21 protein-coding genes are annotated in these 22777 nt (G+C 67.1%); 8 read left to right on the forward strand and 13 right to left on the reverse strand.

Annotation, left to right across the window (positions count from 1 at the left end):
* Positions 1–32: 32 nt before the first annotated feature.
* The 3 genes from C8J39_RS05060 to C8J39_RS05070 are packed head-to-tail and all read left to right on the forward strand — an operon-like array spanning position 33 to position 2061.
* A complete protein-coding gene (locus C8J39_RS05060; protein WP_120299479.1) occupies positions 33–446 on the forward strand; it encodes an endonuclease domain-containing protein in 414 nt (137 codons plus the stop codon).
* Positions 443–1510 carry a chorismate synthase gene (aroC, locus tag C8J39_RS05065; protein WP_120299480.1) on the forward strand — a complete coding sequence of 356 codons (1068 nt, stop codon included), beginning with the start codon at positions 443–445 and terminating at the stop codon, positions 1508–1510. Before C8J39_RS05060 ends, aroC begins: the two co-directional genes overlap by 4 nt.
* 56 nt (positions 1511–1566) lie before the next feature.
* Positions 1567–2061, forward strand: a complete 495-nt coding sequence (locus C8J39_RS05070; protein WP_120299481.1) for a hypothetical protein — start codon at positions 1567–1569, stop codon at positions 2059–2061.
* 62 nt (positions 2062–2123) lie between these two features.
* Here the strand turns inward: C8J39_RS05070 and C8J39_RS05075 are convergent, their stop codons facing one another.
* From C8J39_RS05075 to C8J39_RS05095, 5 genes are all read right to left on the reverse strand, one after another.
* Positions 2124–3413: an adenylosuccinate synthase gene (locus C8J39_RS05075; RefSeq protein WP_056061123.1), complete on the reverse strand. Its 1290-nt coding sequence runs from the start codon at positions 3411–3413 to the stop codon at positions 2124–2126.
* A gap of 30 nt (positions 3414–3443) precedes the next feature.
* Entirely contained in the window at positions 3444–4544 is a 1101-nt protein-coding gene (locus C8J39_RS05080) for an ATP phosphoribosyltransferase regulatory subunit (RefSeq protein ID WP_056061127.1), read from the reverse strand.
* On the reverse strand, positions 4541–4903 hold the full coding sequence (locus C8J39_RS05085) for an endonuclease domain-containing protein (RefSeq protein WP_259457495.1): 363 nt from the start codon (positions 4901–4903) through the stop codon (positions 4541–4543). The genes C8J39_RS05080 and C8J39_RS05085 overlap by 4 nt, the downstream gene beginning before the upstream one ends.
* A gap of 109 nt (positions 4904–5012) precedes the next feature.
* Entirely contained in the window at positions 5013–6590 is a 1578-nt protein-coding gene (gene serA, locus C8J39_RS05090) for a phosphoglycerate dehydrogenase (RefSeq protein ID WP_120299482.1), read from the reverse strand.
* 218 nt (positions 6591–6808) lie between these two features.
* Complete coding sequence (locus tag C8J39_RS05095) at positions 6809–7963, reverse strand: phosphoserine transaminase (RefSeq protein WP_120299483.1); 1155 nt, start codon at positions 7961–7963, stop codon at positions 6809–6811.
* A gap of 234 nt (positions 7964–8197) precedes the next feature.
* Here C8J39_RS05095 and C8J39_RS05100 point away from each other — a divergent pair, with 234 nt between their 5' ends.
* Together C8J39_RS05100 and C8J39_RS05105 are read left to right on the forward strand one after the other, a co-directional pair.
* Positions 8198–8851 carry an extensin family protein gene (locus C8J39_RS05100; protein WP_120299744.1) on the forward strand — a complete coding sequence of 218 codons (654 nt, stop codon included), beginning with the start codon at positions 8198–8200 and terminating at the stop codon, positions 8849–8851.
* Between the two features lie 46 nt (positions 8852–8897).
* Positions 8898–9782 (forward strand): TIGR00730 family Rossman fold protein, encoded by an 885-nt coding sequence (locus C8J39_RS05105; RefSeq protein ID WP_120299484.1) that lies wholly within the window; start codon positions 8898–8900, stop codon positions 9780–9782.
* A gap of 141 nt (positions 9783–9923) precedes the next feature.
* Here the strand turns inward: C8J39_RS05105 and C8J39_RS05110 are convergent, their stop codons facing one another.
* Entirely contained in the window at positions 9924–10643 is a 720-nt protein-coding gene (locus tag C8J39_RS05110) for a cytochrome c family protein (protein ID WP_120299745.1), read from the reverse strand.
* Positions 10644–10747: 104 nt separating this feature from the next.
* Here C8J39_RS05110 and C8J39_RS05115 point away from each other — a divergent pair, with 104 nt between their 5' ends.
* Positions 10748–11650 carry a prephenate dehydratase gene (locus C8J39_RS05115; protein WP_120299485.1) on the forward strand — a complete coding sequence of 301 codons (903 nt, stop codon included), beginning with the start codon at positions 10748–10750 and terminating at the stop codon, positions 11648–11650.
* Between the two features lie 131 nt (positions 11651–11781).
* Here the strand turns inward: C8J39_RS05115 and C8J39_RS05120 are convergent, their stop codons facing one another.
* The 3 genes from C8J39_RS05120 to C8J39_RS05130 all read right to left on the reverse strand — a co-directional run bounded on the left by C8J39_RS05120 (position 11782) and on the right by C8J39_RS05130 (position 14193).
* Complete coding sequence (locus C8J39_RS05120; RefSeq protein WP_056485281.1) at positions 11782–13092, reverse strand: HAMP domain-containing sensor histidine kinase; 1311 nt, start codon at positions 13090–13092, stop codon at positions 11782–11784.
* Positions 13093–13189: 97 nt separating this feature from the next.
* Positions 13190–13855: a response regulator transcription factor gene (locus tag C8J39_RS05125; protein WP_056061146.1), complete on the reverse strand. Its 666-nt coding sequence runs from the start codon at positions 13853–13855 to the stop codon at positions 13190–13192.
* A 23-nt stretch (positions 13856–13878) separates the two neighbouring features.
* Positions 13879–14193 (reverse strand): hypothetical protein, encoded by a 315-nt coding sequence (locus C8J39_RS05130; protein ID WP_056061812.1) that lies wholly within the window; start codon positions 14191–14193, stop codon positions 13879–13881.
* A gap of 121 nt (positions 14194–14314) precedes the next feature.
* On the opposite strand from C8J39_RS05130, the gene C8J39_RS05135 reads away from it, so the two are divergent.
* Both C8J39_RS05135 and C8J39_RS05140 read left to right on the forward strand, forming a co-directional pair.
* Complete coding sequence (locus tag C8J39_RS05135) at positions 14315–16099, forward strand: ABC-F family ATP-binding cassette domain-containing protein (protein WP_120299486.1); 1785 nt, start codon at positions 14315–14317, stop codon at positions 16097–16099.
* Between the two features lie 98 nt (positions 16100–16197).
* A complete protein-coding gene (locus C8J39_RS05140; protein WP_082452997.1) occupies positions 16198–16440 on the forward strand; it encodes a hypothetical protein in 243 nt (80 codons plus the stop codon).
* Positions 16441–16483: 43 nt separating this feature from the next.
* Here C8J39_RS05140 and C8J39_RS05145 read toward each other — a convergent pair whose 3' ends face one another.
* From C8J39_RS05145 to prsK, 4 genes are all read right to left on the reverse strand, one after another.
* Entirely contained in the window at positions 16484–17287 is an 804-nt protein-coding gene (locus C8J39_RS05145) for a DUF815 domain-containing protein (protein ID WP_120299487.1), read from the reverse strand.
* 62 nt (positions 17288–17349) lie between these two features.
* A complete protein-coding gene (locus C8J39_RS05150; protein WP_243649729.1) occupies positions 17350–19260 on the reverse strand; it encodes a tetratricopeptide repeat protein in 1911 nt (636 codons plus the stop codon).
* A gap of 103 nt (positions 19261–19363) precedes the next feature.
* Complete coding sequence (gene prsR / locus C8J39_RS05155) at positions 19364–20722, reverse strand: PEP-CTERM-box response regulator transcription factor (RefSeq protein ID WP_120299489.1); 1359 nt, start codon at positions 20720–20722, stop codon at positions 19364–19366.
* Positions 20719–22758, reverse strand: coding sequence for an XrtA/PEP-CTERM system histidine kinase PrsK (gene prsK, locus C8J39_RS05160; protein ID WP_243649730.1), 2040 nt, complete (start codon positions 22756–22758; stop codon positions 20719–20721). Before prsK ends, prsR begins: the two co-directional genes overlap by 4 nt.
* Positions 22759–22777 lie beyond the last annotated feature (19 nt).

The raw sequence follows: 22777 nt of genomic DNA on the forward strand, positions 1-22777 counted from the left end.
GCCCATGCAAGGCATGGGAGGGTGAGGGCAAGGTGAGGCAACACGACGGCACCGAAGCACTGAACCGAGCCCGAGAGCTACGTCGCGATGCGACCGAAGCGGAGGACCGGCTGTTGTACCGTCTCCGCAGTCGTCGTCTCGGCAACTTCAAGTTTCGCCGCCAAGTCGAGGTCGGCCCCTTCATCGCGGACTTTCTCTGCATGGACGCCATGCTGGTCGTCGAGGTAGACGGTAGCCAACACATCGACGAAGCGGCGTACGACGACGATAGAACCGCCTTCCTCGCGACCAAGGGATATCGTGTGATCCGTGTCTGGAACAACGACGTGATGCAGCGGATGGACGGCGTGCTCGCCGCGATCCTTGATGGACTCACGGGCGTGCCCTCAGCCTCCCATGCTTCGCGCGAGCCCCTCCCTCTCCCCGTTGGGGAGAGGGGCAAGTGAGCTTCAATACGTTCGGGCGGCTGTTCCGCTTCACCACCTGGGGCGAGTCCCATGGGCCCGCGCTGGGAGCGATCGTCGACGGGTGCCCGCCTGGCATTCCGCTGACCGAGGACGACATTCAGCCCTGGCTCGATAAGCGCCGCCCGGGCACCTCGCGCTTCACGACGCAGCGGCGCGAGCCGGACGCGGTTCGTATTCTCTCGGGCGTATTCGAGGGGCGCACGACGGGCACGCCGATCAGCCTGATGATCGAGAACGTCGACCAGCGCTCGAAGGACTATTCGGACGTCGCCAAGGCCTATCGCCCCGGCCACGCCGACTATGCCTATGACGCGAAATACGGGTTCCGCGATTTCCGTGGTGGGGGCCGCTCCTCCGCCCGCGAAACGGCCGCGCGCGTTGCTGCCGGGGCGGTCGCGCGGCTCGTCGTGCCGCAGGTCCGTGTCCGCGCCTGGGTCGAGGCGATCGGTGGCGATGCGATCGATCCGGCCAACTTCGACGATGCGCAGATCGACCAGAACCCGTTCTTCTGCCCCGACGCCGAGGCAGCACTCCGCTGGGAAGTGCTCGTCGACACCGCGCGGAAATCCGGCTCGTCGCTCGGCGCGGTGATCGCGTGCGAGGCGACTGGCGTGCCGGCCGGCTGGGGGGCGCCGCTCTATGCCAAGCTCGATTCCGAACTCGCCTCCGCCTGCATGAGCATCAACGCCGTCAAGGGCATCGAGATCGGCGACGGGTTCGCGGCTGCCGCGCTGTCGGGCGAGGCGAATGCCGATCCGATGCGGCCGGGCGTCGATGGCCCGGAGTTTCTCGCCAACCATGCCGGCGGTATTGCTGGAGGCATCGCGACCGGCCAGCCGATCACCTTGCGCGTCGCGTTCAAGCCGACCAGTTCCATCCTCACCCCGGTCGAGACGATCAGCCCGACCGGCGAGGCCGCGACGATCGCCACCAAGGGTCGTCACGACCCGTGCGTGGGTATCCGCGGAGTCCCCGTGGTCGAGGCGATGGTGGCGCTCGTGCTGGCCGACCAGGCGTTGCTGCATCGGGGCCAGTGCGGCTGAGGTCGGAACATAAGCAGGACTTAAGCGCTTGCTCTTCAATAACATAGGAGAGCGAAATGCGTATTCTGACTTCGATAGCAGCGGCAGCGCTGATCATCCCGGGCATGGCAATGGCACAGACGGGCACCGGCGGCTCGATGGGCGGCACCACGGGTGGCGCGATGAGCGGCGGCACCATGGGCGGTTCGACCGCAGGCAGCACGACTGGCGGCATGTCGACCGGCACGATGGATCAGGCCAACCCCTCGACCAGCACCCGTTCGACCACGACGACCCGCACGCAGCGTGGCACCAAGGCTCGCAGCCGTACGCGGGGCACGACGTCGGGCACAATGAGCGGCACCGGTACGACGGGCAGCACGATGTCGGGCACGACCGGTAGCACGATGGGCGCCGACACGATGGGCGGCACGACTGGTACGATGGGTACCACCGGCACGATGGGCGGCTCGACCGGAACCATGGGCACCACGGGCACGATGGGTGGCACGACCACCGGCACGATGGGTTCGACCACGGGCGGGACGACCGGCACGACCACCCCGCGCTGATCCGACCTCGCTACAGCAAATAAAAAGCCGGGCGAGCGATCGCCCGGCTTTTTAGTGTCCGCTCAGTCCGAAAATGGATCGCGGACGAGGATCGTGTCGGCACGCTGCGGGCTGGTCGACACCAACGTCACCGGGCAGCGGATCAGCTCTTCGATCCGGCGAATGTACTTGATCGCCTGCGCCGGCAGGTCGGCCCAGCTCCGCGCACCGGCAGTCGTCTCCTGCCAGCCTTCCATCGTCTCGTAGATCGGCTCGACCAGCGCCTGGTCCGCCGCATGCGCCGGGAAATAATCGAGCGTCTCTCCCCGCAGCTTGTAGCCGGTGCAGATCGACACGGTCTCGAACCCGTCGAGCACGTCGATCTTGGTCAGCGCGATCCCGGTGATCCCACCAACCGCGGCCGCCTGGCGAACGAGCACCGCGTCGAACCAGCCGCAGCGGCGCTTCCGCCCCGTGACCGTCCCGAACTCATGCCCGCGCACGCCTAGCCGCTCGCCCGTCTCGTTCTCGAGCTCGGTCGGGAAAGGCCCCGAACCAACGCGTGTCGTGTAAGCCTTGGCAATCCCGAGCACGAAGCCGACCGCCGATGGCCCGAGGCCGGAACCGCCGGCCGCTGCGCCCGCGATCGTGTTCGACGAGGTTACGAAAGGATACGTGCCGTGATCGACGTCGAGCAGCACGCCCTGTGCGCCCTCGAACAGGATCCGCTTGCCGGCCGAACGCGCGGCGTTGAGATCGCGCCAGACGGGCTTGGCGAACGGCAGCACGAAGCCGGCGATCTCGCGCAGCTCGGCGATCAGGCGCGCGCGGTCGATCGGCGGCTCGCCGAACCCTGCACGCAGCGCGTCGTGATGCGCGGTGAGGCGATCGAGCTGCGGCCCGAGATCGTCGAGATGCGCGAGATCGCAAACGCGGATCGCGCGACGGCCGACCTTGTCCTCATACGCAGGCCCGATCCCGCGGCGGGTCGTGCCGATCTTGCCGGCACCGCTCGCATCCTCGCGCAGACCATCGAGATCGCGGTGGAACGGCAGGATCAGCGCGCAGGTATCGGCGATCCGCAGCGTCTCCGGCGTCGCGACGACGCCCTGCGCCCCGAGCCGCGCGATCTCGTCCTTCAGTGCCCAGGGATCGAGCACCACGCCATTGCCGATGAAGGACGGCGTGCCGCGGACGATACCCGACGGCAGCAGCGACAACTTGTAAACGTTATCGCCGACGACCAGCGTGTGGCCGGCATTGTGCCCGCCCTGGAACCGCACGACCATGTCGGCACGCTCGGCGAGCCAGTCGACGATCTTGCCCTTGCCTTCGTCGCCCCATTGCGCGCCGATGACTGCTACGTTGGCCAAACTCTATCTCCTGAGGATTACGCGCAGCGCCTACAGCGCGCGGGGCTCGCCCGCCACCCATAGATGCGTGCAGACTTGTGCTTCGGGGGTATCGCCTGCGTCGAGAGCGGCGACGGTGACCCAGCCTTGCGCGCGCATTGCTGCACCTTCGCTGGCGGGCGTGCCGAACGGAAGGAAGAGGCGGCGGCGATCGACGGTAGCGACGCGCTCAACCAAGGCGTCGGCGAATAGCGAGAAGCCGGTGGCAGCTTCCTCGGCGCCGTTCTCGTGGACAATGGTGTAGGTGCCGCCCCTACCCACTTCCCGCGCGCTGCCGTCGGCGAAGAGCGAGAAGCCGAGCCAGCTCTGGTATTCGAACCCGTGCCGCTCCGTCGGGTCGAGCGTCAGCGCGACGCGACCGTCAATCGCTTCGGCAATTCGCGTGAGACCGTCGAGGCGGGAAGCCAGCGCACCGGTCGTGTCGAACGCACGGAGGCGGTCCATCGCCTGGTCGAACGGCCCGGCGGCTTCGATCAACGGAAGATAGGCGGGGGCGAGCGCGGCGACGGCACCGGCGTCCTTGGCGTCGAGGCGATCGCGCAAGGTTGCGACGAGGTCATCCGCGACCGGCAGTGGTCCAGCGGCCAGCGTTGGCACCAGGTCGGGGAGCGTGAAGTCGATCGACGCGCCGGTAACATCGGCGGCGGCGATCATGTCGACTGCGACCGCGACGAGTTCCTGCGCGGCGGCGACTGAGTCCAAGCCGATCAGCTCGCAGCCAATCTGCCGGGTCTCACGCGCGGGCGCGAGCTGTGACGCCCGCAGCTTAAGCACCGACCCCGCATAGCTCAGCCGAACCGGCCGAGGGTGGTGCCCCATCCGCGTGGCAGCGATCCGCGCGACCTGTGCGGTGATGTCAGGCCGGATCGCGAGCGTGCGCTGCGACACCGGATCGACGAAGCGCACTGCGTCATGGAGGCCACCAGCTTTGAGGCGCATTTCCAGACCGTCGGCGAATTCCGCGAGCGGCGGGTCGACACGTTCGTAACCATGAAGGCGCGCAGCTTCGAGCACGCGGGCTTCTAGTGCCGCGGCCGAATCGGCGAACGGGGGGAGGCGATCTCGGAAGCCTTCGGGGAGGAGTGCGGTCATCGTGTCAGGTCCACGCGTGTGACAAGTGCATCGCCCAACACCCGCAAAACGCCTTCGAGATTGGTCATCACATCGGTATTGGCGAAACGGATCACCCGATATCCCTGCTCTTCCAGCCACGCGGTCCTGCGGGCGTCGCGTGCTTGGTCGGTGTGCGTATCGCCGTCAAGCTCGACGACCAGCATGTGCGAACGCGCGACGAAATCGGCGATGAATGCGCCGATCACGACCTGCCGGCTGAACTTCACCCCTTGGAAGCGCTTGGCGCGAACTTCGTACCAGAACCGCATTTCCGGCCCGGTCTGCCCGGACCGCATCGCCTTCGCCCGGCCCAACATGCTGTCATCGGTTTTGGGCACTACTCCCTCTCCCCTTTGGGGAGAGGGCCGGGGAGAGGGGCGCCCCAAACGCCATCTCTTGGTACTGCCCCTCTCCCCTACCCTCTCCCCAAGGGGAGAGGGAGTCCCGTTAGAAGTTGAGGCCCATCGCGGTCTTCACGCCTGGCAGCGCACGAACCTTGGTCAACAGGTCAGGCGTCACAGCTTCGTCGACCGACAGCAGCAACACCGCCTCGCCACCCGCAGACCGGCGCCCGAGATGGAACGTCCCGATGTTCACCCTGGCCTCGCCCAACGCCGTCCCGAGACGCCCGATGAACCCCGGCGCATCCTCGTTGACGACGTACAACATCGGCCCCGCCAGATCGGCCTCGATCTTGATCCCCAGCAGTTCCACCAACCGCGGCGCCGAATCGCCGAACAGCGTGCCGGCAACAGACCGCTCTCCATCCTCGGTCTTCACCGAGACGCGCAGCAGCGTGTGGTAATCCGCCTCACGCTCGGTACGCACTTCGCGGACTTCGAGGCCACGCTCGCGCGCCAGCACCGGTGCGTTGACCATGTTGACGGTCGCGGTCTGCGTCTGGAGATAGCCGGCGAGCACCGCACTCACGATCGGCTTGGCGTTCAAATCCGCCGCCGCGCCCTCGGTATGCACCGAAATCCGCGACACCGCGCCGGTCGTCAACTGCCCGACCAGCGACCCAAGCTTCTCCGCCAGCGCCATGTACGGCTTCAACTTCGGCGCTTCCTCGGCCGACAACGACGGCATGTTGAGCGCGTTGGTAACGCCGCCCGACATCAGGAAATCGGCCATCTGTTCGGCAACCTGGATCGCGACGTTGACCTGCGCCTCGGTTGTCGATGCGCCCAGATGCGGCGTGCTGACGAAGTTCGGCGTGTTGAACAAGGACGACGCCTTGGCGGGCTCCTCGACGAACACGTCGAGCGCGGCGCCGCCGACCTGCCCCGAATCGAGCGCCGCCTTCAGCGCGACCTCGTCGATCAGGCCGCCGCGCGCGCAGTTGATGATGCGCACCCCCTTCTTGGTCTTGGCGAGCGCCTCGGCCGAGAGGATGTTGCGCGTCTGGTCGGTCAGCGGCGTGTGTAGCGTGATGAAGTCGGCACGCGCGAGCAGTTCGTCGAGCGTGACCTTCTCGACGCCGATCTCGATCGCGCGCTCGGGCGTCAGGAAAGGATCGAACGCGACGACCTTCATCTTGAGGCCGCGCGCACGGTCGGCAACGATCGAGCCGATATTGCCCGCGCCGATCAGGCCGAGCGTCTTCGACGTCAGCTCGACGCCCATGAAGCGGTTCTTCTCCCACTTGCCGGCCTGCGTCGAAGCGTCCGCCTCGGGCAGCTGGCGGGCGAGCGCGAACATCAGCGCGATCGCGTGCTCGGCGGTGGTGATCGAGTTGCCGAACGGCGTGTTCATCACGACCACGCCCTTTGCCGACGCGGCGGGGATGTCGACGTTGTCGACGCCGATCCCGGCGCGGCCGACGACCTTCAGGTTGGTCGCGTGCTCGAGAATTTCCTTGGTGACCTTGGTCGAGCTGCGAATCGCGAGCCCGTCATATTCGCCGATGATCGCGATCAATTCGGCGGGCGTCTTGCCAGTGATCTCGTCGACCTCGACGCCGCGCTCGCGGAAGATCTGCGCCGCACGGGGATCCATTTTGTCGGAAATGAGGACTTTTGGCATGGGATTGCTCCTGGGAATTTGGGGATTTGAAGGCGTCGCGTCTTGTTCCCCGCTTCCCTCACCATCCTTAGCTCCGTCATCCCGGCGGACGCCGGGACCTATGGACACGGAGCGCCCATTACGAAGCGGGCGGTATCCGTGGGTCCCGGCGTCCGCCGGGATGACGGAAAAGTGGTGGTTGTTGGAAGGAGGGCTAACGGAAGAAGCGTAGTAGCTAGTTAGGCCGCCTTGGCGGTCGCGTAGGCCCAGTCGAGCCAGGGGCCGAGCGCTTCGATATCGGCGGTGTCGACGGTCGCGCCGCACCAGATACGCAAGCCCGGAGGCGCATCGCGGTACCCGGCGACGTCATACGCAGCCCCCGCCTTCTCCAGCGCCGAGGCCATCGCCTTGATCAACGCCTCGTCCGCACCCTCGACCGTGAGGCACACGCTGGTCTTCGACCGCGTCGCCGGATCGACCGCCAGATGCCCGAGCCAATCGCGCTCCGCCACGATCTTGTCCAAAGCCGCAGCATTCGCATCCGACCGCTTGATCAGCCCGTCTTCGCCAAGCGACTTCGCCCATTCGAGGCTAAAGATCGCGTCCTCGACCGCCAGCATCGACGGCGTGTTGATCGTCTCGCCCTTGAACACGCCCTCGGTGAGCTTGCCCTTCGAGACGAGGCGGAACACCTTCGGCAGCGGCCAGGCCGGCGTGTAGCTCTCCAGCCGCTCGACAGCGCGCGGCCCGAGGATCAGCACGCCGTGCGCGCCTTCCCCACCGAGCACCTTCTGCCACGAGAAGGTCGCCACATCGATCTTGGTCCAGTCGATATCGTACGCGAACACGCCCGACGTCGCATCGGCGAACGAGAGACCCTCGCGGTCGTCCGGGATCCAGTCCGCGTTCGGCACGCGCACGCCGCTGGTGGTGCCGTTCCAGGTGAACAGCACGTCGTTCGACCAGTCGACCGCGTCCAGCTCGGGCAGCTGGCCGTAATCGGCGCGGATGACAGTGGGGTCGATCTTGAGCTGCTTCACAGCATCCGTGACCCAGCCCTCGCCGAAGCTTTCCCAGGCGAGCGCGGTGACGGGCTTGGCGCCCAGCATCGTCCACATCGCCATCTCGTACGCGCCGGTGTCGGACCCGGGGACGATGCCGATGCGGTGCGTATCGGGGAGCTTCAGCAGTTCGCGCATCAGGTCGATGCTGTACTGGAGACGGGTCTTGCCGATCTTCGAGCGATGCGAGCGACCGAGCGAATCGGTAGCGAGCTTGTCCGCGGACCAACCCGGAGGTTTCGCGCAGGGACCGGAGCTGAAAAAGGGACGCGCCGGCTTCGTAGCGGGCAGTGCAGGCGCATCTGTAGCGGGTGCGTAGGTCGTATCAGTCATGTATCTCTCCTCACAGAGAGCACGCGCGGCGTTGGGACCGCGTGGCCCGTCGCCGGCCCTAGCGGCGTTCGCAGGGGTGTCAACCGCGTTCGATTGCAAGCACGCGGCGGCGGGACTCGCCCCACCGTGCGCCAAACTCGCTCCGTCACCCCGGGCTTGTTCCGGGGCCCACCGTGCCGCACGGCCGTCGGCATGGGGGACAAGACGATGAGCGGATGCCGGAACAGGCCCGGCATGACGGAGTGGGTGGTAGTAGCGATTCTCGCACTGACTTTAGCCGGCTGCGGACGCGCCGATCGCCCCACGGCACCGACCAAGACTCGCCCCAATCTCTCCGTCCCGAGCAACCGCGAAACCGCGCAGTGCCTCGCCGACCTGCGCGAACTCCACGTCTCGTTCCAGGTCCTGCCCGACCGTGAGACCGGCCCGGGCTGCGGCCTGAACGGCACCGTCAAGCTGGTCGATATCGGCGTGCCCGTCGCCAACCTCACCGCGGTCCGCTGCGGGGCGGCACGCGCATTCATCGGCTGGACGCGCAACGCCGTCGCGCCGGCCGCGTACCAGATGCTCGGCAGCGAACTGGCGCGGATCGACAGCATGGGGAGTTACGCATGCCGCAACGTCGTCGGCTCCGCGCGCAACACCAGCCGCCGCTCGGGCCACGCGATCGCCAACGCGATCGACGTCGGCGGGTTCGTGCTGAAAGACGGGCGGCGAATCACGGTGCTCAACGACTGGAACTCGGCCGACCCGCAGGTCCGCCAATTCCTCCAGACGATCCGCGCCTCGGCATGCAAGCGCTTCGGCACGGTGCTCAGCCCCGACTACAACGCCGCGCATCGCAACCACCTCCATCTCGAAGACGATCACGCCAATTTCTGCCGCTAGCGCACCGCTCTAGCCCTCCCCTCGCGTTTCCTCTAATCGCGCCTGAATGACCGATACACGAGTACCATCGCGCGTTTTTCCGAACGCCAGCCAGGATGCCGAGTCCGCCCGCGACTCCGTTTCTACCCCCCAGACGCAGCACCCGCATTACCGGCTCGCCTTCCAGGACATGGATTTCCTGTTGCGCGAAGACCTGCGGCCGGTGCGATTCCAGCTCGAACTGCTGAAGACCGAACTCGTCCTCGACGAAGCGAAGATCGGTTCGACGTTCGTGTTCTACGGCTCCGCGCGCATCCCGGAGCCGTCGAAGGCGCAGGCGTTGCTGAAGCTTGCGACCGACGAAAAGTCGAAGAAGATCGCCGAGCGGCTGGTCGAGAAGTCGAAATATTACGACGTCGCGCGCGAACTCGCCGCAAAGGTCAGCGTTTTGCCGCGCGACGAGCGTGGCTGGCGGCAGTTCGTGGTGTGCTCAGGGGGCGGCCCGTCGATCATGGAAGCGGCCAACCGCGGGGCTGCCGACGTCGGCGCCGAGTCGATCGGGCTGAACATCGTCCTGCCGCACGAGCAGGCGCCGAACCCGTACGTGACGCCGTCCCTGTCGGTGCAGTTCCACTATTTCGCGCTGCGGAAGATGCACTTCCTGCTCCACGCCCGTGCGCTCGCCGCGTTTCCGGGTGGGTTCGGGACGTTCGACGAGCTGTTCGAGCTCCTCACGCTGATCCAGACGGGCAAGATCCAGCCGATTCCCGTGCTGCTGTTCGGGCGTCAGTTCTGGGAGCGGGTCGTGAACTTCGACGCGCTGGTCGAGGAAGGCGTCGTCAGCGAGAAGGATCTGGGGATCTTCCGCTACGTCGAGACCGCAGACGAGGCCTGGGACGCGGTGCAGTCGTTCTACCGCGAGCGGGCGGAGAAGGAAGCCGCCGAGGGCTGAGCTTTCTCGGGGGGGGCGCCCCTTCTGCTCCCTCTCCCCCTTCCGGGGAGAGGGTCGGGGTGAGGGGCAGCCAAGCAATGCTCCGCCTGGAACAGCCCCTCACCCCGACCCTCTCCCCGGAGGGGAGAGGGAGTAGGAAGATTACTTCTCCGAGCGGGCGCCCTTGCGAGCTGCTTCCGGATCCACCGACGGCGCACCCGACGCCGGCGTCCCGGTGTTCGCGATATCCGCAGTCGGCGCGCCCTTGGTAGCCGCAGCTTCCGCCGCATTCGCCGCCGCCGGCTGATCCTTAGCCGCAGCATCCTTGCCAGCCGCCGGCGCAGCGCCAGCCGCAGGTGCCGCCGGCAACGGCAGGTTCGAGCCCTGCTGGTTCAGATACAGGATCACGTTCGCCCGGTCCTGCGCATTGCCGAGCCCGGCGAACGTCATCTTCGTCCCCGGAGCGAACTTGCGCGGCGAGGTCAGCCAGGCGTTCAGCTTGTCGAAGTCCCACTTGCCGCCGATCCCGGCCAGCGCCGACGAGAAAGCATACCCGGCCTTGCCCTTGGCGATTTCCTCGCCGACCGTGCCGTACAGGTTCGGGCCGACGCCGTTCGCGCCGCCCTGGTTGATGGTATGGCAGGCGGCGCACTTCTTGAACACTTCCGCACCCTTGGCGGCGTCGGCGGTCGGCAGCAACGAAGCGATCGGCACGTCGGCGGCCGCACCCTCGCCGCCCTCGGCGACGACGCCCTCGATCGCATAGCCCATCTTCTCGGGGCGCTCGCCGTGGAACATCATCCCGCCGACGATCGACAGCCCAAGCGCCGCACCACAGCCTGCGAGCACCCAGCCGGCGATCGTATTGGTCCGATTGTCCATCTTGTGCATCCGCCCTGTTCTGTTTGGGATAGCCATAGAAAACGCGAGCGCGCACCGCAAGCCGCGCTTGTATGGCGGGCAGCGGCTCTCTAATCGGCCAGCGCATGGAAAACTTCGCCGCACCCGCCCGCCCGATCGTCGCGCGGATGACCGAGGCCGCCGCCGCCGACCCTGCGCGCGCCGTCGCGTTCCAGGGGGCACCAGGCGCGAACAGCCATGTCGCCGCGGTCGAGGCGTTCCCCGACGGCCTGCCCCTTCCCTGCTTCGATTTCTCCGACGCGATCGACGCGGTGAAGGACGGCCGCGCCGATTGCGCGATCATCCCGATCGAGAATTCACTCCACGGCCGCGTCGCCGACATCCACTTCCTGCTCCCCGAATCGGGCCTCGTCATCACCGGCGAGCATTTCCTGCCGATCCGCCATGCGCTGATGGCATGCGGCCCGCGCGACGGCATCCGCAAGGCGATGAGCCATCCGCAGGCACTCGGCCAATGCCGCCATTGGCTGAAGGCGCACGGGATCGAGCCGGTGAGCTATCCCGACACCGCAGGCGCGGCGGCAGTGGTGGCGGAGTTGGGCGACCCGGCGATCGCCGCACTCGCGCCGCCTGCCGCGGCCGCGCTATATGGTCTCGAACTGCTCGCGACCGACATCGCCGATGCGGACCACAACACGACGCGGTTCGTCGTGCTGGCGCGCGGCGACAAGCCTCCCGCGGCGCAGGAACCGGTCGGCGGCGAATGGATGACGACGCTGATCTTCGAGGTCAGGAACGTCCCCGCCGCGCTGTACAAGGCGGTCGGCGGCTTCGCGACCAACGGCGTGAACATCACCAAGCTCGAAAGCTACCAGCGCAACGGCAGCTTCTCCGCGACGGAATTCTACGCGGATGTGGTCGGCAAGCCGGGCGACGCGAACCTCGACCATGCGCTGGAGGAACTGGGGTTCCACTCGAAATGGCTCCGTGTGCTGGGGACGTATCGCCAGGCGCGCTCGCGGGGATAGTCGGAGAGCGGGCAACCTATCAAAGATACCGTTCTCCTGCGCACGCAGGAGCCCAGGATCACAAGCGCCTTCCCCCTCGACCCTGGATTCCTGCGTTCGCAGGAAAACGGCGGGACGCGTAGACTGGTGATCTAGTTCGCCGCCGGCAACCGCAACCGCACCAGCAACCCACCAAGATCCTCGCTCTCCTCAAGCGCAACCGTCCCCTCGTAAATCTCCGCCACATCACGCACGATCGCCAGCCCTAGCCCCGTCCCCGGCTTCCCCGTATCCAGCCGCACACCCCGATCGAAGATACGCACCCGCTCCTCTTCCGGAATGCCAACCCCATCGTCCTCCACCAGGAACTCGACGAAGCCAGACTGCGCCCCCACCGTCACGAACACGCTGCCGCCACCATATTTGGCCGCGTTCTCGATCAGGTTACCGAGCATTTCGTCGAGATCCTGCCGCTCGACATGCACCTGCAACCCGCGAGGCCCGGTCACGTCGATCCGGACATGCCGGTACAGCCGCCCGACCGCCCGCTCGACCGACTCCAGGCTCGGCCAAACATCCGCACGACTATGCGCAGACCCACGCCGCCCAACAGCCCGCGCCCGCGCAAGATGATGGTCGACCTGCCGCCGCATCGTCCGCGCCTCGCGGATCACCGTGTCGGCGAGGTCGTCCGACTGCGCCGTCGCCGCGTTCATGATCACCGTCAACGGCGTCTTCAGCGCATGCGCGAGGTTGCCGGCATGCCGCCGCGCCTCCTCCGCCTGCCGCTCGTTATGCTCGATCAGCGCGTTCAGTTCCTCGACCATCGGCGCGACCTCGACCGGCATCGCGCTCGACACGCGGTTCGACTGACCCGCCCGCATCCGCGCGATCTCCTCGCGCACCCGCCGCAACGGCCACAGCCCGTAGAACGTCTGCAGCGCCGCCATCACGATCAGCCCGAGCGCGAGCAGCGCGAAGCTGCGCACGAGCGTCCGCCGCAACGTCGTGATCTGCGCATCGAGCCCGTCGCGGCTCTGCGCCACCTGGAACCGCCAATGCACCTTCGACCCGGGGATCACCGCGTCCCGCTCGACGACGCGAAGCTTCTCGTCCGGAAACTGCGTACTGTCATAGAAATGTGCGTTGCGGTCGTCATGCGTCCCGCCGAACGCGAGCCGGCGGTCCCAGAGCGAACGCGACGGAAAATCCTCGCGCCCCTTGCCCGACACCTGCCAGTACAGCCCCGAATACGGCTCGACGAACCGCTGGTCGGCCGCCGCCTCGCGCGAGAAGATCACTTCGCCGTCAGGGCCTATCTCGGACGAATTGAGCAGCGACCGCAGCACATATTCCAGCTGGTCGTCGAAATTGCGCGTCACCGCCGCGGACAGCACCCGGTCGAGCGCGAACCCGCCGCCGCTGAGCAGCACGCCGATCCACACTGCCGCGATCAGGATCATCCGCCGCGACAGCGATCCCTTGACCGCGGCGGGCACCCGGATCGGCCCGTCCGCTATCGGCGTGTCTGTGACCGGCGCGCTGTCCATCGTCAGCCGATCAGGCGTCCGGATCTTCGAGGCTGTAGCCAAGCCCGCGAATCGTCGTGATCACGTCCTGGCCAAGCTTCTTGCGGATGCGCGTCACGAAGACCTCGATCGTGTTCGAGTCGCGATCGAAATCCTGGTCGTAGATATGCTCGATCAGCTCGGTGCGGCTGACGACCTTGCCCTTGTGATGCAGCAGGTAGCTCAACAGTTTATATTCCTGCGCGGTCAGCTTCACCGGCTCGCCGGCGCGCGTCACCTTGCCGCTGCGCGTGTCGAGGCGGATGTCGCCCGCGGTCAGCTCGGACGAGGCGTTGCCCGACGCACGCCGGATCAGCGCCCGTAGACGCGCGATCAGCTCCTCGCTCTGGAACGGCTTAGCGACGTAATCGTCCGCGCCCGCATCGAGCCCTGCGACCTTGTCCGACCAGCTGTCGCGCGCGGTCAGCACCAGCACGGGCATCGTCTTGCCCTCCTTGCGCCAGCGGTCGAGCACCGTCAGCCCGTCGATCTCCGGCAGGCCCAGATCGAGCACGACCGCGTCGTAATTCTCGGTCGAGCCTAGGAAATGCCCTTCCTCGCCATCAACCGCGAGATCGATCGCATAGCCGGCCCCTTCCAGGGTATTCTTCAATTGCTGGCCGAGATTCGGCTCGTCCTCGACGATCAGAACGCGCATGACAATCCTCTCGATTACAGTGTTCAGCGACCCGTGCGGCCGACGATCTGGCCGTTACGGCCATCGACGTCGACCCAGATGACGGTTCCATCGCGCAGGAATTTCAGCGTGTAAATGGCGCTGCCCGAATCATAGTCCGAGCCGAGATACTGCGCACCCCGCATCGTCGGGATCACGCGGGACTCGATCTCGCGCAAAGACGGCGCTCCGGTCTTGCGCGCCTGCAACGCCGACATCTGGTCGCTGCGGCGCTGCGGGGGCTCGCCCGCCAGCATGGGGGCGGCACCCATCAGAAACGGCGCAGCGGCCAGGGTTGCAAGGAAAAGCAGCATCTTCATGGCGGTGGCATAGGCCTCCCGCATTGAACAGCCTGTGAATGATCGCGACAGGCCGCCGACAGCACGAAGCCCGCGCGGTGTAACTTGCCTGCATCACTTCGCCCCCCTACGTGGCGCGAACATGGCAGCACCAATCTTAGCATTCGAAGGCCTCGGACTCGTCCAGGGCTCGGGATGGCTCTTTCGCAATCTCGACATCCATATCGGACCGCGCGACCGGCTCGCGCTGATCGGCCGCAACGGCGCCGGCAAGACGACCTTGCTCAAGCTGCTCGGCGGCAGCGTCCAGGCGGACGAGGGACGCAGGACGATCGTCCCCGGCACCCGCGTCGTCATCCTCGAGCAGGAGCCCGATCTGCGCGGTTTCGCGACGCTGCGCGATTACGTGATGGCGGGCGACGATGCGCCGGTGAACTACGAAGCGGATTCGATCGCCGACCAGCTCGGCATCGACCTGTCGCGCGAGGCGGCGTCCGCGTCGGGCGGCGAGCGGCGTCGCGCGGCGATCGTCCGCGCGCTGTCGCAGGACCCCGACGTGCTGCTGCTCGACGAGCCGACCAACCATCTCGACATCGGTGCGATCGAATGGATCGAGGACTGGCTCAAGCGCTTCCGCGGTGCGTTCGTCGTGATCAGCCATGACCGTACCTTCCTGACTCGCCTCACCAAGCAGACCTTGTGGCTCGATCGCGGCGCGATCCGGCGTGCCGAGATCGGCTTCGGCGGGTTCGAGGCCTGGACCGAGCAGGTCTATGCCGAGGAACAGCGCCAGGCGGAAAAGCTCGATGCGCGCCTCAAGTTGGAGGAGCATTGGCTGCTCCGCGGCGTCACCGGGCGGCGCAAGCGCAACCAGGGCCGCCTCACCAAGCTGCACGAGATGCGTGCCGAACGCGCGTCGATGATCGGGCCGCAGGGCTCGGCGAACCTCACCACCGCGAGCGACGACACCAAGTCGAAGGTCGTGATCGACGCGAAGAACGTCACCAAGGTGTATGGCGACCGCACAATCATCGGCGACCTGACGCTTCGTGTAACCAGAGGCGACCGCATCGGCATCGTCGGCCGCAACGGCGCCGGCAAGTCGACCCTGCTCAAGCTGCTGACCGGCGAGATCCAGCCCGACAGCGGCACGATCAAGCTGGCGCAGACTCTTGATGCCGTTGTGATCGATCAGCAGCGCAGCCTGATGGCGCCCGAGAAGACGGTGCGCGAAGTCGTCGTCGACGGCGGCGAATGGATCGACGTGCTCGGCGTGCGCAAGCACATCCACGGCTACCTCAAGGACTTCCTGTTCGACCCCAACATGGTCGACGCGAAGATCGGCTCGCTGTCGGGTGGCGAACGCTCGCGACTCCTGTTGGCGCGCGAGTTCGCCAAGCCGTCGAACCTGCTCGTGCTCGACGAGCCGACCAACGATCTCGATCTCGAGACGCTCGACCTGTTGCAGGAGGTGATCGGCGATTACGACGGTACCGTACTAATCGTCAGCCATGACCGCGACTTCCTCGACCGGACCGTGACGATCACGCTCGGGCTCGACGGCTCGGGCACGGTCGACGTCGTCGCGGGCGGATACGAGGATTGGGAAAAGCGTCGCGTCTCGACGACCACCGGCAAGCGCGCCTCGAAGAAGGTCTCGGCAACGGCTCCCGCTGTCGCTGCCGCCCCCCGCGCGAAACTGACCTACAAGGACCAGCGCGACTACGAGCTGTTGCCCAAGCGAATCGAGGAACTCGATGCGCAGATGGCAGCCGATGCGGTCAAGCTGGCGAAGCCCGACCTCTACATGCGCGACAATGCGACGTTCGCGAAGCTGACCAAGGCCATGGATGCTGCGCGCGCCGAAAAGGAGGCCGCGGAGCTGCGTTGGCTCGAGCTTGCAGAAATGGTTGAGGGAACTTCTTGAACTAGATTTAGCTGGACGTTTCCCTCTTCGGTCAATACGGGAACCACGGTGCGATTGCTGCGTTGCGGCAGTTCTGTTTGTTTAATGCGGAGATGTATATGAAGCTCAAGGCCCTTACCGGCGGCGCACTTGCCGTTGCAATGATGACCACCTCGGTTGCAGCGTCGGCTGCTCCTGCCAGCCTGTCGGTTGCGAACGCACGCGTTGGCTCGGCAACGTCCGGCAAGAACGAGCTCGCAGGCGGCGGCGGCATCTTCGCCCTCCTGATCGTAGCTGGCGTTGCAGCGATCGGCGTTATCGCCATCGTCAACGACAACAACGACGATTCGGACAGCAACTGATGTTGCCGGGCCGGTGCTTCGGCACCGGCCCACCGTTTTGAGATTACAACGCCTTGCCAGCGCGACCGGCTAAATCGACTATATATTGCCACGCAACGCGGCCCGATCGGCTGCCCCGACGTGTAGCCCAACCGATGGCCTCGCCCGGTTCGAACTCGAGATCATGTGTCGCCGCATAGGCCGCAACGATCGCCAGATACCCGTCCTGATCCAGCGCATGGAAGCCCAGGCTCAGGCCGAAGCGATCCGATAGCGCCAGATGATCGTCCGTCGAGTCGCGCGGATTGATCGCGCTTTCCTGTTCGGCGATGTCCCGCGGCGCCAGATGTCGGCGATTGGCGGTCACCAGCAATCGCACATTGGCAGGCCGGGGTTCCGCCCCACCCTCCAGCATCGACCGAAGCGCACGCGCCTCCGCCGGAACGTCGAACCCAAGATCGTCGATGAATACGACGAACGCGCGCCTCACCTGCACCAACGCCGCGAACAGCGTCGGCAGCCCGGCAAGCTCGGTGACCTCGACCAGAGCAATGTCGCCGCCCGAACCCTGCACGTCAGCCACCGCGCTTTTGACGAGCGCCGACTTGCCGGTTCCTCGCGCGCCCCACAGCAGGACGTCCTGCGCGGCGTGCCCCTTCGCGAGATGGCGCAGGTTGGCGACCAGCGAGGCCTTCTGACGATCGACCCCGATCAGCATATCCAGCGGTAACGGCGCAAAACCACGGGCTGGCTGGAGCACGCCGCCACGCCATACATAGGCAGGATGCGCCCGCGGATCGGCGGCCGGCGGCGGGGGTGGCGACAGGCGCTCGAGGGCGGCGGCGATGCGGTCCAGCGGATCGGTCATGCGCGGCTTCTGACGGCACGCCCCCTCGGAGGCAAGGGTTCCGACGGCAGGACCGGCAGCGTTCAGCCGAGCTGTCGGCGATGGCCCGCGATCGCAGCGGCCCCCGGCGCGAGGCGGACCGCCTTGTCGAGCAACTGGCGCGCACCATCGACATTCCCGTTCGCTGCCAGGGCAATGCCGTAGGCGTCCGCCGCCGCCGCACTCATCGGCGCGAGCATGTACGCGGCCTTGCCATAGCGGACCGCGATGACGCCGTCGTCGCTGCCGGCATAGGCGAGTGCCAAATCGATCAGCACGCCGCTATCGCGATTGCCGACCCGTCGCCGCACGCCTTCCAGCGTCTCGATCGCCTTGTCCCAATCCCCCGACGCGACCTGCCAGTGCCCCAGCAGGCGCAATCCGGTCAGGCTTTGCGGGTTCTGCGACAGATACAGCGCCAGCGAGGCCGCCGCGTCCTGCGCGCGCCCAGCCCGTCCAAGCGCATCGACCAGACGCAACATCGTCGGTTCGTCGAACGATAGATCCGCCGCCCGCGCATAGACCCCGGCCGCCTCGGGATAGCGCCCGGCAACAACCAGTGCGTCCCCAAGCGCCAGTTGCGCGGCCGGCGCACCGGGGCTCGCCGTGACGAGCGCACGCGCCCGAGCAATTGAGCCGGCAGTATCCCCACGCGCGATCTGGCCGCGGATCACCCCCAGTACATAGGTCGGGTCGTTCGACGCGGCATCGGCAACGGCCAACAACGCACCGACCGAATCGTCCGTACCGAATATCCCGGCGGGCGCAGTCCGTCCCCCCGCCGCACGATCGAGGAATTGCGCGGCGGTCTGCGTATCCCCGGCCGCCTCGAACGCCCGTGCGATCGTCGTCAACGAATAGCCGTCCGCATCGGCGCGCAGCCCGATCGGCCGCAGCACGGCCAACGCCGCCTGCGCATCCCCCGACCGGAGCAGCGCCGCACCCAGCAATCGGCGCGCCGTCACGTTGAGCGGCTGGATCGCGACCAACTGTCGCCACGTGACCGCCGCCTGTTCGAACTTGCCTTCCGCATAATCGAGACTGCCCGACAGCAGCATCGCACCCGGCAAGCCGGCAACCGCGCCCCCGGTTCGTTGCAGCAATCCGCGCGCCAGATCGATGCGTCCTGCGCGCGCGGCCAATACCGCCTGGAGGTACAGCGCCTGCGGACTGCCCGGCCGCGCCAACAGCGCGCGACGCGTCGCCGCCAGCATATCGGCATTCCGCCCCGCCTCGCCCAGCGTCGCCGCATATTCGATCAGCGCGGGGTGATAATAGGCGTCGCGCTGCAACGCCGCCTCGAACCACGGCAGCGCGGCAACGAGCCCGTAGCGGCTGCGAACGACCTCCCCCTGCAACGTCAGCGCCGCAGGTTCGCCCCGCGCCAGCGTCACCGCGCGCGCCGCCGCGACGGACGCGCCACCGACATCGCCCGCCGTCAACCGGATGCGGCCAAGATCCGTCCACGCCGCGCCATCGTTCGGCACCTGCTGGAGCAGCGCCCGAAGCACCGCCTGCGCCTCCACGGGCTTGCCTTGCGACGCCAGCGCCCGCGCCTGAATTCGCGCAGCGTACCCGGCATACTGCGGTTGCGCCTGCGCCGCCTCGTCGATCGCGCCATCAGGGTCGCCCTGCAGCAATCGTGCATGTGCCTGAAGCTGATGCAGGCGATCCGCGGGCAACCCCGCGTCGGTCGCCCGCGCCAGTTCCGCCTCCGCCGCAAGCCCGTCGCCGAGTTCGAGATACGCGCGCGCCAGTACCGCATGCGCGATCCCCAACGTCGGGGCAGCCTTGATCGCGGCCTGCGCGTTGGCCCGCGCGGCACTATAGTTCCCTGCTCCTAGCGTCGTCAGGCTGTCGACCAGCGACCGGCGCGCATCGGGTCGCGATGGCCGCGTGGCCAGCACCACCGCGACACCGACGATCAGCAGACACAGAACGCCAATCGCAATCAAGCGTGTATATCTCGCGGTAACGACGCCGCGCATTTTCAGGCGCCGACGCCGGCCCCGGCTCAGCAACGGATAACGATGCGTGTGCGTCGCCGCGGATCCGGTCTCAGGCATGGAGATCATAGCTTTTCAGGAGGTCGTACAAGGTCGGACGGCTGATCCCGAGCAACCGCGATGCGCCTGAGATATTGCCGTCGGCGCGCGCCAGCGCCTGGCGGATCGCTTTCCGGTCGGCGAGTTCGCGAGCCGCACGCAGGTTGAGCGCGGCGGCCTCCTCGCCCTTGCCGTCGAGGTCGAGATCGGCCGCCGTGACGAGCTTGCCGTCGGCCATGATGACCGCGCGCTTGATCCGGTTCTCCAGCTCGCGGACGTTGCCGGGCCAGCCCCAGCCGTCGATCGCGGCGCGCGCATCGGGGGCCAGGCCGGTGACGACGGGGTTCATCGTACGGGCATAGCGCGTGACGAAGTGCCGCGCGAGCAGCACCGCGTCGCCGGTCCGCGCGGCCAGGGCCGGTATTCGCACGACGATCTCCGCGAGCCGGTAATACAGATCCTCGCGGAACCGCCCATCCGCAACCATCGCGTCGACATTCTGGTGAGTCGCGCAGACGATACGCGTGTCGACCGGGATCGCCTTCCGCCCGCCGACCCGCTCGATCACGCGCTCCTGGAGGAACCGCAACAGCTTTACCTGGAGCGCGAGCGGCACGTCACCGATCTCGTCGAGGAACAGCGTGCCGCCCGCGGCCTGTTCGATCTTGCCCTCGGTGGTCTTCACCGCGCCGGTGAACGCGCCCTTTTCGTGACCGAACAGCTCGCTTTCGAGCAAAGTCTCGGGGATCGCCGCGCAGTTGATCGCGACGAAATTCCCCCGTGACCGCGGTGACGCATCGTGCAGCCCGCGCGCCAGCAGTTCCTTGCCGGTGCCGCTCGCGCCGAGCAGCATCACCGAGACGTTGGCCGGCGCGACCCGCTCCAGCGTGCGCGTGACCACCGCCATCTCTGGCGAAGCGCTGATCAACCCGCCGAACCCGCCCGCGTCGATACGCGCGGCAAGCCTGCGGTTCTCGGTCTCAAGCGCATGGACGTGAAACGCGCGGCTGACGATCATGCCAAGCGCGTCGATGTCGATCGGCTTGGCATAGAAGTCCCAGGCGCCATCCGCGATCGCCTGCAACGCACTTTCGCGCGCGCCGTGCCCTGAAGCGACGATCACCTTGGTATCCGGCTTCATCGCGAGAATATCGCGCAGCGTGGCAAACCCTTCGGTGACTCCGTCCGGATCGGGCGGCAGGCCGAGGTCCAGCGTGACGACCGCAGGCTCATGCGCGCGCACCGCATCTAGCGCCTGCGCCCGATCGCTCGCGACGACGATCTCATACCCCTCATACGCCCAGCGCAATTGCCGTTGCAGCCCGAGGTCGTCCTCGACGATCAGCAGGACGGGGCGATCGTTTCCGCTCACGCCGCCACCTCCAGCGCCGCGACTGCGGGCAGCAGGATGCGGAAGCGCGTACCCTCCCCCTCGCGGCTGGTGATGTCGAGCGCGCCGCCCATCGCATGCACCAGTTGCCGCGCCTCGAACGCGCCGATCCCGAAGCCAGCGGGCTTGGACGACACGAACGGCTTGAACAGCTGGTCGCGGACAAAGCCCGGCGTCATGCCACAGCCATGGTCGATCACGTCGATCGCCACCTGCTCGCCGATCGTCTCGACGACCAGCAAAACAGGCGCATCCGCAGCGCTCGCCTCGACCGCATTCTGGACCAGCTGCCCCAGCACCTGTTCGAGGCGCGCCGCGTGCCCGAGCGCCCAAACCGGACCGCCCTGCGCGACAATCGGGTGCTGCGCCTTGCGATCGGCCGCGACTCGCTCGACGATAGTGGCGACGTCGATCGGCTGGAGCGGTTCGCAGCGGACGGGCCCATGCTGCGAAAGGCGGGCAAGCAGCGCGTTCATGCGATCGGACGAGTCCTTGAGAGTAGCGACCATGTCGACACGAAAATCGGGATTGTCCGCGTGCCGCTCGGCGTTGCGCGCAACCAAGGTCAATTGGCTTACAAGATTCTTGATATCGTGGAGGATGAACGCGAACCGTCGATTGAACTCGTCGAACCGCGCCGCGTCGGCCAGCGCCGCATGCGCGCGATCCTCGGCGAGATAGCTCGCCGCCTGCCGACCCGCGACCCGAAGCAGGTCGAAATCCTCCCAGTCGAGCGCACGGTCGACCGGCGGGCGCGCGAGCACTATCGCACCAATCAGCGTGCCGCCGTGCACCAGAGGCACGATCGCCCAAGCCTCGGGGCACTCGCGGAGCCAGTCGGGAACGCTCGTCACGTCGTCGCCTGGCGCGGTACCGGCGCGGACGCGGTCCAGTTCGACGATCCGCGCGTCCTGCGCGAGATACCGCGCCAACGTCTCATCGCGTGGACCATCGGCGGCTCCCGCCCAGTTCCACGTCGCGCCTGACCCCAACGATGCCCCGTCGGGCACCAGCAACAGCCCCCCGGGCGAGTCGGTCAGGTCGGCAATCGACTTCACGACCCGACAATCGAGCGACTCCGCGCCGGAATCGGGTCGGCCCAGCGTGTCGGTGAAGCGCTGCCACTCGGCACGGTAGTCATAGCGGTGGCGAAACAGGTGCTTGGCCACTTTCACCTTGGCCCATGCCCGCAACCAGGGCGTCGACAGCAGCGCCACCACCATCGCCGTCGCACCGAACACGATCGCCGTCTGCGCCACCCGCGCATAGGGACCGACGAGGCTGGCGACGATGGCGGTCGCGAGCGCGGTGATGCCCGCGTAAAGGACCAGCGCGATCGCCGACAATGCACGCACCGCGATGGGTCGCGACAAGGCGAGCGTCCACTCGCCGCTGCGATGCACGCCGACGACGAGCAGAGCCGCGACACAGATCATCACGACACCCCGCGCGACGAACGCGATCGGCGCCGCCACCGTCGAGGCATAGCCCAAGGCCGCCACCAGCAGGTCGACGCCCCACATCGCGGCAAGCGCCAGCATCACCAGCCGGACGCCGCCCCGCGATGCCGGTGCCGCCTGATACAGATGATGCGTGAGGACTAGCGCGCTCACCGCCCCCATCATGCCAAGCATCGCGCGCGCGGACGCGACCGCGGCGAACGCCTCGTCATGTACCACGGCCATTTCCACGAACGCGAGCAGCGCCGCCGCACCGGCGAGCGTCATCACCACCAGATACACCGCGTCCAGCGCCCGGTTGCCCGTACGGTCGCGCCGCACCATTGCCAGCATGAACCCGAGCCAGGCGACATCGCGAACGCTCGCCGCGACGCGAGTCGCGATGTCCTGCGCCCCGATCCCCGCGACTGCGAGCGCCCACAGGCTCGTCGCGACCAGTGCCGCCAGCAATGCGCGATGCGGCCAATGCCCGCTCGGCCGTCGCATCTGCCCCAGCGCCACCGCGCCGAACAGCAACGCGGCAAGCGCATGGCTCCACAAGACCAGGGTCGCGATCACGCGCGGTCAGCTACAAAAA

It is taken from the genome of Sphingomonas sp. PP-CC-1A-547 (assembly GCF_003610375.1).
In the GTDB taxonomy this organism is placed as follows: Bacteria; Pseudomonadota; Alphaproteobacteria; order Sphingomonadales; family Sphingomonadaceae; genus Sphingomonas.

Coding starts and splice junctions, on each gene's coding strand:
- C8J39_RS05135 (WP_120299486.1), top strand. CDS start 14,315: ATGGCAGCACCAATCTTAGCATTCGAAGGCCTCGGACTCGTCCAGGGC.
- C8J39_RS05120 (WP_056485281.1), bottom strand. CDS start 13,092: ATGATCCTGATCGCGGCAGTGTGGATCGGCGTGCTGCTCAGCGGCGGC.
- C8J39_RS05105 (WP_120299484.1), top strand. CDS start 8,898: ATGACCGATACACGAGTACCATCGCGCGTTTTTCCGAACGCCAGCCAG.
- serA (WP_120299482.1), bottom strand. CDS start 6,590: ATGCCAAAAGTCCTCATTTCCGACAAAATGGATCCCCGTGCGGCGCAG.
- C8J39_RS05115 (WP_120299485.1), top strand. CDS start 10,748: ATGGAAAACTTCGCCGCACCCGCCCGCCCGATCGTCGCGCGGATGACC.
- C8J39_RS05140 (WP_082452997.1), top strand. CDS start 16,198: ATGAAGCTCAAGGCCCTTACCGGCGGCGCACTTGCCGTTGCAATGATG.
- C8J39_RS05130 (WP_056061812.1), bottom strand. CDS start 14,193: ATGAAGATGCTGCTTTTCCTTGCAACCCTGGCCGCTGCGCCGTTTCTG.
- C8J39_RS05080 (WP_056061127.1), bottom strand. CDS start 4,544: ATGACCGCACTCCTCCCCGAAGGCTTCCGAGATCGCCTCCCCCCGTTC.
- C8J39_RS05095 (WP_120299483.1), bottom strand. CDS start 7,963: ATGACTGATACGACCTACGCACCCGCTACAGATGCGCCTGCACTGCCC.
- C8J39_RS05110 (WP_120299745.1), bottom strand. CDS start 10,643: ATGGACAATCGGACCAATACGATCGCCGGCTGGGTGCTCGCAGGCTGT.
- C8J39_RS05100 (WP_120299744.1), top strand. CDS start 8,198: ATGACGGAGTGGGTGGTAGTAGCGATTCTCGCACTGACTTTAGCCGGC.
- C8J39_RS05070 (WP_120299481.1), top strand. CDS start 1,567: ATGCGTATTCTGACTTCGATAGCAGCGGCAGCGCTGATCATCCCGGGC.
- C8J39_RS05125 (WP_056061146.1), bottom strand. CDS start 13,855: ATGCGCGTTCTGATCGTCGAGGACGAGCCGAATCTCGGCCAGCAATTG.
- C8J39_RS05145 (WP_120299487.1), bottom strand. CDS start 17,287: ATGACCGATCCGCTGGACCGCATCGCCGCCGCCCTCGAGCGCCTGTCG.